The sequence below is a fragment of the Aeribacillus sp. FSL K6-1121 genome, assembly GCF_038003725.1.
GTDB lineage: Bacteria > Bacillota > Bacilli > Bacillales > Aeribacillaceae > Aeribacillus > Aeribacillus composti.
This window is the reverse complement of record NZ_JBBOPS010000001.1, coordinates 733,805-747,226: the sequence shown is the minus strand read 5'-3', so window position 1 is coordinate 747,226 and position 13,422 is coordinate 733,805. Positions and strand designations below refer to the sequence as shown.

Annotated in this window: 13 protein-coding genes; all 13 read right to left on the bottom strand. The window is 41.4% G+C overall.

What is annotated here, in order from left to right:
- Nucleotide 1: 1 nt before the first annotated feature.
- The gene (locus NSQ61_RS03865) at nucleotides 2-913 is read right to left on the bottom strand and encodes a hypothetical protein (protein ID WP_340806067.1); all 912 of its coding nucleotides are present in this window, start codon (nucleotides 911-913) and stop codon (nucleotides 2-4) included.
- Between the two features lie 75 nt (nucleotides 914-988).
- The gene (aroA, locus tag NSQ61_RS03860; protein WP_340806065.1) at nucleotides 989-2,284 is read right to left on the bottom strand and encodes a 3-phosphoshikimate 1-carboxyvinyltransferase; all 1,296 of its coding nucleotides are present in this window, start codon (nucleotides 2,282-2,284) and stop codon (nucleotides 989-991) included.
- Nucleotides 2,285-2,300: 16 nt separating this feature from the next.
- Nucleotides 2,301-3,401, bottom strand: a complete 1,101-nt coding sequence (locus NSQ61_RS03855; RefSeq protein ID WP_327859056.1) for a prephenate dehydrogenase — start codon at nucleotides 3,399-3,401, stop codon at nucleotides 2,301-2,303.
- A gap of 55 nt (nucleotides 3,402-3,456) precedes the next feature.
- Nucleotides 3,457-4,539 carry a histidinol-phosphate transaminase gene (gene hisC, locus NSQ61_RS03850; RefSeq protein WP_340808037.1) on the bottom strand — a complete coding sequence of 361 codons (1,083 nt, stop codon included), beginning with the start codon at nucleotides 4,537-4,539 and terminating at the stop codon, nucleotides 3,457-3,459.
- Between the two features lie 21 nt (nucleotides 4,540-4,560).
- Nucleotides 4,561-5,355: a tryptophan synthase subunit alpha gene (gene trpA / locus NSQ61_RS03845; protein ID WP_375338753.1), complete on the bottom strand. Its 795-nt coding sequence runs from the start codon at nucleotides 5,353-5,355 to the stop codon at nucleotides 4,561-4,563.
- The gene (trpB, locus tag NSQ61_RS03840; RefSeq protein WP_412674490.1) at nucleotides 5,345-6,541 is read right to left on the bottom strand and encodes a tryptophan synthase subunit beta; all 1,197 of its coding nucleotides are present in this window, start codon (nucleotides 6,539-6,541) and stop codon (nucleotides 5,345-5,347) included. The genes trpA and trpB overlap by 11 nt, the downstream gene beginning before the upstream one ends.
- Nucleotides 6,541-7,179, bottom strand: a complete 639-nt coding sequence (locus tag NSQ61_RS03835; RefSeq protein ID WP_327856238.1) for a phosphoribosylanthranilate isomerase — start codon at nucleotides 7,177-7,179, stop codon at nucleotides 6,541-6,543. The genes trpB and NSQ61_RS03835 overlap by 1 nt, the downstream gene beginning before the upstream one ends.
- The gene (trpC, locus tag NSQ61_RS03830; protein WP_340733964.1) at nucleotides 7,176-7,943 is read right to left on the bottom strand and encodes an indole-3-glycerol phosphate synthase TrpC; all 768 of its coding nucleotides are present in this window, start codon (nucleotides 7,941-7,943) and stop codon (nucleotides 7,176-7,178) included. The genes NSQ61_RS03835 and trpC overlap by 4 nt, the downstream gene beginning before the upstream one ends.
- Nucleotides 7,936-8,952 (bottom strand): anthranilate phosphoribosyltransferase, encoded by a 1,017-nt coding sequence (gene trpD, locus NSQ61_RS03825; protein ID WP_063388580.1) that lies wholly within the window; start codon nucleotides 8,950-8,952, stop codon nucleotides 7,936-7,938. Before trpD ends, trpC begins: the two co-directional genes overlap by 8 nt.
- Nucleotides 8,949-10,463, bottom strand: coding sequence for an anthranilate synthase component I (trpE, locus tag NSQ61_RS03820; protein WP_130156176.1), 1,515 nt, complete (start codon nucleotides 10,461-10,463; stop codon nucleotides 8,949-8,951). The genes trpD and trpE overlap by 4 nt, the downstream gene beginning before the upstream one ends.
- A gap of 237 nt (nucleotides 10,464-10,700) precedes the next feature.
- Nucleotides 10,701-11,066 (bottom strand): chorismate mutase, encoded by a 366-nt coding sequence (gene aroH, locus NSQ61_RS03815; protein ID WP_063388656.1) that lies wholly within the window; start codon nucleotides 11,064-11,066, stop codon nucleotides 10,701-10,703.
- A complete protein-coding gene (aroB, locus tag NSQ61_RS03810; RefSeq protein ID WP_144598136.1) occupies nucleotides 11,063-12,157 on the bottom strand; it encodes a 3-dehydroquinate synthase in 1,095 nt (364 codons plus the stop codon). Before aroB ends, aroH begins: the two co-directional genes overlap by 4 nt.
- Nucleotides 12,157-13,329, bottom strand: coding sequence for a chorismate synthase (gene aroC, locus NSQ61_RS03805; RefSeq protein WP_063388583.1), 1,173 nt, complete (start codon nucleotides 13,327-13,329; stop codon nucleotides 12,157-12,159). Before aroC ends, aroB begins: the two co-directional genes overlap by 1 nt.
- Between the last annotated feature and the right edge of the window lie 93 nt (nucleotides 13,330-13,422).

Sequence of the window (13,422 nt, the reverse complement as noted above, 5' to 3'; positions counted from 1 at the left end):
TTCAGTACTTGTTTATTGGCTGCGAATACATATTGAAGCGTCCTGGTGCATTCAGCTGCACTTCTTTTCCGAACCCTGGTTTATAAAATATTTGTTCTCCTGCTTTCAAAACGCTTCCGTTGTGAACGATCACTTCTGGGTTATGATTATAATAATCTAGATAATTATTTTCTTCAACTAAATCGATCATCCGAAATAAATTATAATCAACATTGCTTCCGCTTAAAATTTCGCCGCGAATCGGATAAAGACCAATTTTCATTAATGCTTCTTTCGTAAGTGGGACACCGTTTTCAGGACATTCTTCCAATGATGGCAATTTATATTTTTTTACAATTTGCCGCCATTTGCTTTTCAACTGATGGAAGATGGATTGATCTTCTGAAGAAAAATGGGGAAAAATTGGAGTTTGCTTTGGAAATAAAGTCTCACGAATCCATTCCCATGGAACATCATCAAGCTCAGCAATCTGCTTAATTTCCACGATAATCACAGTAATTTTTTCTCTTTTTAGCATTCTGATGATTGAAGGGGTCAGCCGTTCGATTGGGATTTTTGCAGCGATCGCATAATCGATCGGCGAATTCATCATCACTTTGCGAATATGTTTTTTCTTTTCATCCCATTGTCTTTCAAACGGCAAATCAACAGCAGCAATTAAAAAAGTGCAGCCTTTTTGGATCAAATTCTTCACATATAATTTGAATGAATGGCTTTGGTCTAGATGTTGAATGTTTTGGTCAAGCATGACAAAGCCCGGTGTCATGAAATAGGGCGATCCATCCATTTTCATAAATCGAAACTGATCTAATTGCTTTTCTTTAAAACGAAACTCATTTCCGTCAACGAGTATTGAGCGCGTCACAATTTGATTGTCTTCCATTAAACGAATTTGATCAATAATATATGCCATTTTCCCACCTCAATAGCTTTTTTAGACAAGCTATGAAAAGGTTGATAAAAATATGACAAAAACCATCTGACAAACTCAGATGGTTTTGGAAAGCAAATTCAAATGGTCAAAAAAAGCAGGATAGGATACACTGACTGCCTCGTGCTGCATTAATTCCACAGGTTCTTCACAAATAGTGCTGGCAATCGCGAGCATCATGCCGATGCGGTGATCTCCATGGCTGGAAACATTCGTTCCTCCTTTCAGCTTTGTTTTTCCGCGAATGATCATTCCATCGCTTGTAGCTTCAATATCCGCGCCAAGCTTTTTCAGCTCGCCGACAACTGTATCAATTCTATTTGTTTCTTTTACCTTTAATTCTTCGGCGTCTTTAATAACTGTCGTTCCTTCAGCCTGTGTCGCAAGAAGGGCAATGATCGGAATTTCATCAATCAGTCTCGGAATCAGCTCTCCTGAAATTTCGGTTCCTTTTAACTCTGATGTCCTGATCGATATATCAGCCATCGGTTCGGCAGAATCTAATGTCGGTATAATCTCGATTTCTGCACCCATATTTTCTAAAACATCTAAAATCCCTGTTCTTGTTGGGTTAATGCCGACATTTTTCAGCTTGATCGAACTGTCCGGAACAATGGCTCCCGCAACAAGGAAAAAAGCAGCGGAAGAAATGTCACCAGGCACATAAATATCGGCGCCTTTTAATGTTTGTCCTCCCTCTACCGAAACAGTCAAATTTTGTTTTTTCACATGGACGCCAAAGGCTGACAAAAGACGTTCCGTATGATCTCTTGATTGATACGGCTCCTCAACTGTTGTGGTTCCATCTGCTTGAAGACCTGCAAGCAAAATCGATGACTTCACTTGAGCACTCGCTACTGGGGATTTGTAATAAATGCTCTTTAAATTCCCGCCGCGCAAAGACAGCGGGGTAAAAGATCCGTTATTCCGTCCATCAATATGAGCTCCCATTTGTCTTAAAGGAGCTGTTACACGATCCATCGGTCTTTTCGCAATTGACTCATCCCCAATAATGCATGCATGAAAAGGACGTCCCGCTAAAATGCCCAGCATTAATCTTGTCGTGGTGCCTGAGTTCCCAACATTTAAAATGTTGACAGGTTCTTTCAGTCCGGAAAATCCTTTCCCTTCAATTGTTACATTCGTTCCTTCCTGTTTGATCGAAACCCCCATCTCTTTAAAGCATGAAATGGTGCTTAAACAATCCTCTCCAGTTAAAAAGTTTTGAATAGTTGTTTTTCCTTCCGCAATTGCCCCAAACATAACCGCCCTATGGGAGATCGATTTGTCGCCGGGAACTTCAATAGTTCCGTTCAGCGAATGTTTTTTTGTCAAAACAAGCCCTTGATTCATATCTGTATCACCCCAACTACAGTATATATGTTTCATAATTCGTGTAGCGATCAATGCATTGTTTCGCCTTCATCCGGTCTTCATCCGACTGAAAGCTGATGCGCAAAACACCAAAAATTTCTTCACGCGTTTCTAAAATTCGAATATTTGTTATGCTAATTTCCTCTTTTGCTAAATAACCGGTAATTTCAGAAATAACCCCCGGATAATCCGGAACATCGACATAAAGGTCATAAAAGGACGGAATAGCTCCTTTTTGCCTTTCAGGCAATCCGTCTCGATATGTCTTCGCTTTTTCAAAATATGTATAAAGCTGTTCTTTATCGAGCTTCTCAATGAATTGTTTAATTTGCTTCATTTCTTGAATCCATTCATCAAACAACTCGATTAATACATCATGGTTGTGAACAATAATATCGCGCCACATAACCGGGTTGCTTGACGCAATTCGGGTAATGTCGCGAAATCCTCCGGCCGCAAGCCGCTTAATAATTGGAAACATTTCTTCTTTCTTTTCTGCCTGATGGACGAGGCTTGCCGCGATTAAATGCGGAAAATGGCTAATGACCCCGGTAATGGAATCGTGTTCTTCAGGTGTCATGACAATAAATTGCGCTTTTGTTCCCTTTAAAAGCTTTTTTAATTGTTCTATTTTTTCCGGACGTTCGTTGCTGCCAGGCGTTAAAATATAAAACGCATTTTCAAATAGATGAGTTTTCGCTGCCGCAACGCCTGATTTATGTGAGCCCGCCATTGGGTGACCGCCAATAAATGTTACTGTTTTCGGCAAAGAAACGCTCGCATGATCGACAATTTTTTTCTTTGTGCTGCCGACATCTGTGATAATGACTCCTTCTTTCAAGCTTAGTTCTCCCAAAAACGTTAAAACGTTCAATGTTTGTTCAACGGGAGTTGAAATAATAATAACGTCCGCTGATTCAGCGCCTTCCTTAATAGATTCTGCTGATTGATCAATGATTCCCAATTTTTTTGCCATTTGCACTTGATCGTTATTTATATCATATCCGACCAATTGAACCGATGGATGCTCTTTCTTAATTGCACGTGAAATCGATCCGCCGATTAAACCAAGACCAATGATAAAAACTTTTTCCACAAAAAACCACCTGTTTCTGCTTTTTGGTAAAAAAAGAGGTGAGCATTCACCTCTTTTAGGAAAGTAGTTCCTTTAAAGTTTGAATCAGTGCTTCATTTTCCTCTTCTGTTCCGACAGTAATTCTCAGCGATGTCGGAAATCCGAGAGCTTTTCCTGAACGGACGATGAATCCTTTTTCAAGCAGCTGTTGAAAAAGCTCATCCGCATCCTTTTGAAAATCTATTAAAATAAAGTTCGTTTGCGAAGGGAAGTACTCAAGACCAAATTGTTCACAAAAATCATAGTATTGTTTGAGCCCTTCCCGGTTCAATTTTTTGCAGGTTTCGATAAAAGTTTGATCGTTTAGCGCTGCAATAGCAGCCTTTTGTCCAAGACGATTTGTATTAAAAGGTTCCCTTGCCGGCTCAATTAAGCGGATGAGTTCTTCATTTCCAATTCCATATCCTACTCGGAGTGCAGCTAGGCCGTATGCTTTTGAGAACGTCCGTAAAATTAATAGATTTGGAAATTGATCCAATAAGGCGACTGAATTCGGATAATCTTCCGCCGTCACATATTCGTAATACGCTTCATCAGATACGACAAGGACATACTTCGGCACTTTGTTTAAAAAATTAATAAGCTCTTCTTCACTTATGTAAACTCCTGTAGGGTTATTCGGATTGCATAACCATACAATTTTTGTTTTGGAATCAATAGAGTCTGCCATTTTATCCAAATTGTGCCGACCATCTACAAGTTCAATTTCGCGAATTTCGGCATTTTCGATCACCGCATTATGCCGATATTGGGAAAATGACGGTGACGCCATTACGGTATTGAAGCCTTCGCTCAAAAGTGAACGTGACAGAATTTGTATAATATTATCTGATCCGTTTCCGAAAATGAGCTGATTTTCTTTTACGCCTACATGCTTTGCCACCTGTTTTCGCAGCTCTGCACTATAGCCGTCAGGATAGATCGCAAGAGATTCAAGCTCTTCTTGTATCGCTTGTTTCACTTTATCAGAACAACCGTACGGGTTTTCGTTTGATGCAAGTTTGATCACCTTTGTTAGACCAAACTGTTCTTTTACTTGTTCAATTGGTTTTCCAGGTTCGTATGGCTTCAGCGACTTTAACTGTTCTTTTACCTCCAACCTTAACACCTCTTTCATCCCCTAATGGAGCAAACCGTTAATAAACCTTTCAAATTCCTGTAACCCGCTCTGTTTTGTATTCGCATTTGTGAGAAGCGGAATAAGCTTTTCAATTTGTTTAACAATCGCACTGCCCACAACGACGCCGTCACTTATTTTGAAAAATTTTTTTACATGCTCATTCGACGAAATGCCGAACCCGACAGCCACCGGAACTTCCGCATACTTCTTTACATGAGAGATAAAATCAGAAACGCGCTCATCAAATGATTGGCGTTCACCAGTCACCCCGAGAGATGAAACACAATATAAAAATCCTGCGGCGTTTTCAGCAATTTTTTTTATTCGATTGTAGGAAGTGGGAGCAACCATAGAGATAAAATAAATCCCATGCTCGTCACATTTTTTTCGCATCCATCCGCTTTCTTCGAACGGGAGATCAGGAATGAGAAGTCCTTCTAATCGATTTTTCTCCATTAAAGTAAAAAAGTATTTTTCTCCTAATTGTAGCACAGGATTGAAATAAGTAAAGAGAATGATCGGAATTTTTAAACCTCTTTCTTTCATTTTATATGCTAATTCCATCGCCTTTTCAATATTCATTCCATTTCTTCTTGCCCGGATGGATGCCTGTTGAATAACGGGGCCGTCAGCAAGCGGGTCCGAATAGGGAACGCCAAGCTCAATGGCTGACGCCCCGCATTTTTCTAAAGTAAGGGCGAGATCAATGGTCAACTCTTCATTCGGATCTCCAGCTGTAATAAAAGGAATAAAAAGCTTGTCAAACTGTTGAAACATGCTTTTGTTAGAAACCATTTTCAACTCCCCCTTTCGTTTTCATCAAAGTGTGAACATCTTTATCGCCCCGTCCGGACAAACAAATTAAAATTGACTGTTCATTTGATAAAGTTTTTGCTACTTCAATTCCTTTTGCAACGGCATGAGCAGATTCAATTGCGGCTAATATTCCTTCTGTTTTCGCCAATGTTTCGAGTGCTGCAATCGCCTCTTCATCTGTCACAGATTCATAAACGACACGCCCTATTTTTGCTAAATAAGCATGCTCCGGACCGACACCCGGATAATCGAGGCCGGCAGAAATCGAATAAGGCTCAATAATTTCACCGTATTGATTTTGCAATAAGTACGTCATCGAACCGTGAATAACGCCTTTCGTCCCCTTTGTAATTGTTGCCGCATGTTCACCCGTTTCCACTCCTTTTCCTCCTGCCTCCACTCCAATAAGCTTTACATCTTCTTCTAAAAACGGTGTAAACATCCCGATCGCATTGCTTCCTCCGCCCACACAAGCTATGACAACATCCGGCAGCTTGCCAAACTCGTTGAAAAACTGCTCTTTCGCTTCATCTCCAATGATCCGCTGGAATTCTCTTACCATCATCGGATATGGATGCGGACCGACAGCTGAGCCCATTAAATAAAAATGGTCTTCACAATGCTGAACCCAATATCGGATCGCCTCATTCACAGCGTCTTTTAATGTTTTATTTCCGCTTGTAACAGGCACTACTTCAGCACCTAGCAGCTGCATCCGAAAAACGTTGAGGCGCTGTCTATCGATGTCTTCTTCTCCCATAAATACTTTACAGTCCATGCCAAATTTCGCAGCGACAGTTGCTGATGCTACACCGTGCTGTCCGGCACCTGTTTCAGCAATAAGCTTCTTTTTTCCCATTCTTTTCGAAAGAAGCGCTTGACCAATAGCATTATTGATCTTATGGGCACCAGTATGGTTGAGATCCTCCCGTTTTAAAAAAATGTTTGCTCCCCCGACATGTTTTGTTAATTGGTCTGCAAATGTTAAAGCGGTCGGTCTGCCGGAATATTTTTGCAGCATTTGATGATATTGCTGTTGAAAAGAAGAATCACTTAATGCATCCTTTAATGCTTCTTCTAATTCATACAACGGCTTCATTAACGTTTCTGGTACATATTTTCCTCCAAATTCTCCAAATCTGCCATATTCATCAGGATATTTCATCAGCCTTTCACCTTCTCTATTAATTTTGCTATTTTTTCGACATCTTTTTTTTCATTTGTTTCAACACCGCTTGCAACATCAATGTTTTCAGCGCCTTTTTCAAGCAGCTCTGTTATGTTTTCAGGTGTAATGCCGCCCGCAATAAAACAAAGCTTCCGGTTATTTTTCGCCCATATTGTATAATCAGACACATTTGACCAGTCAAAAGCAACGCCTGTTCCGCCCCACATTCCTTTCACACGGCTGTCAATCACATATCCATCCACCCAATGTGAAAATTTTTCCATTTCCTCTATCACATGTTCATGATGAGGAAGAGCTTTCCAAACAGAAAGACCGAACTTTTCCTTTACCTGTTTTACAAATTCTTCATCTTCATCGCCATGCAGCTGTATGCAGTCTAATTCGACCGCTGCTAGCACATCCTCTAAAAATTGAATCGTCGGATGAACAAATACGCCTACTAGTTTTGGACGCATTTCTTTTTGAAAAGCTTCCATCCACCTGCCGACATCATTTGCCTTCACCTGCCGTCTGCTTTCAGAGGAAAAGATAAAGCCGATATAATCGGCTCCTTGATTGATGGAAACGGCTGTATCTTCAAATGTGCGGTTGCCGCAAATTTTGACGAGTCTCACTTTACACTCTCCTTAAACAGCTCATAAATTCCTTGTTCCGGGTCTTTTTTCCGCATGAGCGACTCCCCGACAAGCACGCCTTTTGCTCCATATTCATACACCGTTTGCAAATCTGCCATCGTGCTTATGCCGCTTTCACTGATCAATAAAATATCTTTCGGCACATATTTTTGAATCGTTTCCAGATGATGAATATCCGTATGAAAGGTTGTTAAATCCCTGTTGTTCACCCCCAGTATATTCGGCACAAATATATCTAGTATTCTTTCAAGAGTCTCGACAGAATGGACCTCCACCAGCACATCCAGCTCTAAGCTGACCGCTTCATCCCAAAGCTCCTTTAATTTTTTTGGCGGAAGAGCCTCCCCGATTAACAAAATGGCATCCGCTCCGATCCATTTCGATTCATACACTTGCTTTTTATCGATAATAAAATCTTTGCGCAAAACAGGAAGTTTCACCTTTTCTTTAATTTCAGACAAAAATGCGGTTGATCCTTGAAAAAACTTTTGATCGGTTAAAACAGATAAGCAGTCTGCCTTCCCTCTCTCATATTTTTTTGCAATATCGACAGGATCGAAATCTTCACGAATGACACCTTTGGATGGCGATGCCTTCTTCACTTCCGCAATGAGCCCAAGAAAACGGTTCGGGTTTTGAAGAGCAGCGAAAAATGATCTTTTTTCGAATGTTTTTTGGTCTAATTGCGTCAAATCAAGCTCTTTCACTTCTTGTTCTTTAACTCTTATGATCGTATCAAGCATAGCTCTCTTCCTTTCGGATGGCCAATCTCTTTAATTGCTGATAGGCGGTCCCGTCTTTTATGGCTGTTAAAGCCATCTGTACCCCTTCCGAAATGTTTTTTGCTTTTCCTGCTACGTAAAGAGCTGCAGCCGAATTTAATGCTACAATGTTCTTCACGCTTTCATTTCCTTTATTTTTCAGTACTTCCTCTATCATTTTAGCACTTTCTTTAGCATCTGAGACTTGTATTTCTTCAAGCTTCCCTCGATTCATTCCAAATTGCTCCGGAGAAATCGTATATTTTGTTATGTTCCCATCTTTTAGTTCTACGACATCCGTTTCATCACTGATCGAAATTTCATCTAATCCGTCCCTTCCTGATACTAACAGCACATGCTCTGAACGGAAATGTTTTAATGTTTCAGCCATTTTCTCCGCATGCTCCAATGATGAAACGCCAAGCACTTGTCGTTTTGTATTGGCCGGATTAGCCAGCGGCCCGAGCAAATTAAAAATCGTTCGGAATCCCACTTCTTTTCTTGCTTTGGCAACATGCTTCATCGATGAATGATAGAGAGGAGCAAACAAGAAGCTCATATTCGTTTCTTCCAGGCTTCTTCTTGCTTCTTCAGGCGTTGTTTGGATTGGGATGTTTAAACATTCGAGCACATCAGCGCTGCCGCTTCTTGAAGAAACAGCGCGGTTTCCGTGTTTTGCGACTTTCACTCCCAACGATGAAGCTACAATGGCAGATGCGGTTGAAATGTTAAATGTTGATGCTCCGTCTCCGCCCGTTCCGCAAGTATCAACTGCATTTTCAAATCCTTCAAGCTGAGTCATATTTTCCTTCATCGCTTTCACAAATCCCGTCATCTCTTCGACCGTTTCGCCGCGAAACCGTAAAATAGTGATGAGACTGGCAATTTGACTGTCCGGAACCTTTCCTTCCATGATTTTTTTCATAATATCTTCTGCTTCAGATGCTGAAAGAGTCTCACCATTAATGCACTTCTCCAATATATGCTTCATGCCCTCTTCCTCCCTTTTTCTAAAAACAATTGTTCTGCTAATTCGATCGTTTGAATGAGCGCACTCGCTTTGTTTCTTGTTTCTTCCCATTCTTTTAAAGGAACAGAATCGGCAACGATCCCAGCCCCCGCTTGGACATATGCCTTCTGATTGCTCAGCGTGATCGTCCGAATTGTGATGCATGAATCAATGCTTCCATCGAAGCTGATGTATGCAACAGCCCCCGCATAGCTCCCCCTGGCAGTCGGCTCCAGCTCATGAATAATTTCCATCGCACGTATTTTGGGGGCGCCTGAAACGGTTCCGGCAGGAAAAGCCGAAATTAACGCATCAATCGGATGAATGCTTTTTCTCAATTTTCCTCTCACTTTTGAAATGAGATGGATAACATGTGAAAAATAAGCTGCATCCAGAAGTACAGGTGTTTTGACCGTCCCGTATTCAGCAACTCGGCCGATATCATTTCTTGCTAAATCAACAAGCATATAATGCTCCGCTAGTTCTTTTTCATCCTGCAGCAATTGGCGAACGAGTCTTCTATCTTCTTCCTTTGTTTTGCCCCGCTTTCTCGTGCCGGCAATAGGATGAATTTCAACATAATCGTCGCGAACATGAATCAATCTTTCCGGTGAACTGCCGATAAGCTCTTGGTTTGATAGTTTTATATAAAATAAATAAGGGGAAGGATTGATAATTCTTAAAATTCGATATAATTGCAGACCGGTTACCGATACTTGTTTTTCAAAGCGCTGCGAAAGAACTCCTTGAAATATATCGCCAGAACGAATATATTCCTTCATTTTTTCAACATGATGCAAAAATTGTTCTTTTGTATAATTCGATTCAAATCCGGCGAAAGAAACCGGTTCTTTGTTTGACGGGATGAAAATATTTCCTTCCGGCTTGACGTTTTTTAATTCATTGCGATATTGAAAAATGCGTTCCTTTCCCGCCTCAAATATTTGCTTCAGCTCTTGTTCGCTTTCGTTTCCTTCTAGCTCTCTGTAATGAATAAATGTCAGCAGTTTTTCCCTGTGGCTATATGCAATGACCGTTTGGCAAATGACCAGTTCACATACAGAATGGGTTCTGTCAGCATGACGATGAGCTGGAATTTTTTCAAATAGGCTGACCGCATCATAATCGATTTTTCCGACAGCTCCGCCTGAAAACGGCACATCGATCGCCACTTTTTTTACATTGAAGCTTACCGTCATTCTATGAAACAATGCTGATAACGAAACATCTTTGTCCATGACCATCTGTTTTCGATTTTGCAGCTGGAACGTTCCATTTTCTTCCTTGATAAAATACATCGGCTCAAGACCGATAAACGAGTAGTTGGACCAGTTCGACTCGCTGTCATTGCTTTCTAAAATATAACAAGCATCGGTTTGCAGCGTTTGAAATATTTGGATAGGTGTCAGCATATCGACATGATATTGCTCGATAATGGGAACCGTCTTATATTTGCGGCAATCCTGCAAAAAATCTTGAAAGGTTGTTGCCATTGAAGTACTCACTCCTCCAAAGTATTTGGAGAATGAGTCATAGAGGATCGTTTTTGAGGGATGAAATTGATAATAAAAATGCCCAAAAACATTACGTTTTTGGGCAGTCGATCAATCTATCTTCCTAAACCACTCATCTATTACTTCCTCGACTCATTCTCAACTACCCTTAACTAAACTCAGCTCATTTCAGGTCATATAAAAACTTTCTTATTCGCCATATTATCGGATACAGCATTATTTGTCAACAAGATCCGGTCGTAAAATTTTTGCCTTCTCTAAATAAACATGGCAAATATCGTTTTGGGCGGCTTCTGTATTAATATGCATCATCACCCTTACGCATTTCTCAAGGGCGCCTTCAACGGCTATTTCCTGCATGCATGTCACAGGAACATATTTCCAGCCTTCAATATTTCTTAATGCTTTTGCAGGGAAGCAGGCATTTAAATCATTTGTCGCCGAAATAAACACGGAAGCTACTTGTTCAGGGGCAATGTTGTTTAATCGAATCATCTCCCTTAAGAGCCTCTCCGTGCTTTCTACAATCTGTTCTTCATTATTTTCCGAAACGGTGATGGCCCCTCTAACACCTCTTATCAAACGCATCCCTCCGTTCTCCACTCATTAAGAAATGAATATAATGTATGCGTGTCAAACGTCTTAAGTACCGGATTGCCGATATCCTCGAGAAGCACAAAACGAATCTGGCTATGTACCGTTTTTTTGTCTTTTTTCATTCGTTCAAGAAGCGATTCGGTTTGAATGGTTTCATCGATTTTGACAGGAAAGCCGATTTCGTTAAACCAATTTTTGATCGATTTATATTGAAAATCTTTGCGGAACATCTTTTCACTCAGCCATAGAGCAAACAGCATGCCGCATGCAACGGCATCTCCGTGGGAAATCTTCCCGTAACCTAACTCCGCTTCGAGCGCATGGCCGAGAGTATGACCGAAGTTTAAAAACGCCCTTTTTCCCGTTTCTCTTTCATCTTCAGCGACAATTTCTGCTTTCACTTCAATTCCCTTTCGTATAAACCATTGCAGCTGTTCGCTTGTTACATGATTCAACGAATGGATCGTTTTCATTAAATTTTCAACAAATGAACGATCATTGATGAAGCCGTGCTTCACCACTTCCGCAAATCCTGAGCGGATTTCTAGAAGAGGCAGTGTTTTTAAAAACTGTGTATCATAAATAATGGCATGAGGCTGATGAAAAGCCCCGATCATATTTTTTCCGAGCGGATGGTTAATGGCCACCTTTCCCCCGACAGCACTGTCATGAGCCAAAAGGGTCGTCGGCACTTGAATGAACGGAATTCCTCTCATAAATGTTGCAGCTACAAAGCCTGCTAAATCACCCACTACACCGCCGCCAAAAGCAATGATTACGGATTCTCTGTCCAGATTGTTTTCTAAAGCAAAGGTCAAGCATTTATAGTACGTTTCAAATGATTTAGACTGTTCGCCGCTCGGAACAACACATGTCAATACGTCCAAATCAAATGCTTTTAATACCGACTCTAATTTTCCGCCATACAGATCCTTGACTGTTTGATCAGTAATGATCAAAATTTTCGAAGGATTATTGCAAACAGACAGAAGCCATTCTCCGACATTATCGATAATTCCGTCTCCTAAAAAAACTGGATACGGGCGACTTTTCGTTTGAATCATCATCTGTTCCATTAAAATTCCCTCGCATATTGTTTCATACGTTCGATATTTTCCCGAATAAGGTCAATGCGATCAAGACCAAACTGTTCAACGATCGCTTTGGCTACTTCCCATGCAACAACTGCCTCCGCCACAACACTTGCAGCCGGGACTGCGCAGCTGTCCGATCGTTCAATGCTCGCCAAAAAAGGCTCTTTCGTATCAATGTCAACGCTTTGTAAAGGTTTGTACAGTGTTGGAATTGGCTTCATGACTCCTCTGACGACGATGGGCATGCCGGTCGTCATGCCGCCCTCAAAGCCTCCCAGATTGTTTGTTTTGCGATAGTATCCTTTCTCTTCGCTCCAAAGGATTTCATCATGAACTTCGCTGCCAAAACTCCGTCCCGCTTCAAATCCCAAGCCGAATTCAACCCCTTTAAACGCGTTGATGCTTACGATCGCTTGCGCTATTTTGGCATCCAGCTTTTTGTCCCAATGAACATAGCTGCCGACACCAGGCGGCATTCCTTCAACAATCACCTCAACGATGCCGCCGATGGAATCACCCTTTTCTTTTGCTTCGTCGATCGCCTTCATCATTTGCTGAGCCGCATTTTCATCTAAACAACGCACAGGTGAGTTCTCTGTCTTTTCCTTTAACTCAGCAAGCGTCGAATAGTCCAATTTTTGCGCACGGACACCGCCAATTTCAATGACATGTCCTGCCACTTGAATGCCGAGTTCAGACAAAATTTTCTTCGCAACAGCTCCTGCTGCCACCCTGACAGTTGTTTCCCGGGCAGAAGAGCGTTCAAGCACGTTGCGCATATCACGATGTCCGTATTTGATCGCCCCGACTAAGTCGGCATGGCCTGGGCGAGGTCTCGTAATTTTTCGTTTCATTTCCGCTTTCTCCGATTCAGAAATCGGCTCTGCCCCCATAATTTTCGTCCAATGGGCAAAGTCTTTATTTTCTACAACTAGCGCTATTGGTGATCCTAGCGTTTCGCCATGGCGCACTCCGCCTAGAATTTGCACCTGGTCTTTTTCGATTTGCATTCTTCGACCGCGGCCATAGCCTTTCTGTCTTCTTGCAAGCTCAATATTGATGTCTTCTTTCGTTAGAGGAAGCCCTGCCGGAACTCCTTCTATAATCGTCGTTAATTGCGGGCCGTGAGATTCCCCTGCTGTCAAATATCTCATACTAGCAAACTCCTTCCCATAACACTTTAACGCTTTTACGCTTTTATGCTTTTACGTAACTATACCATAAGATTTTTTGTTTGAATAGAAAGA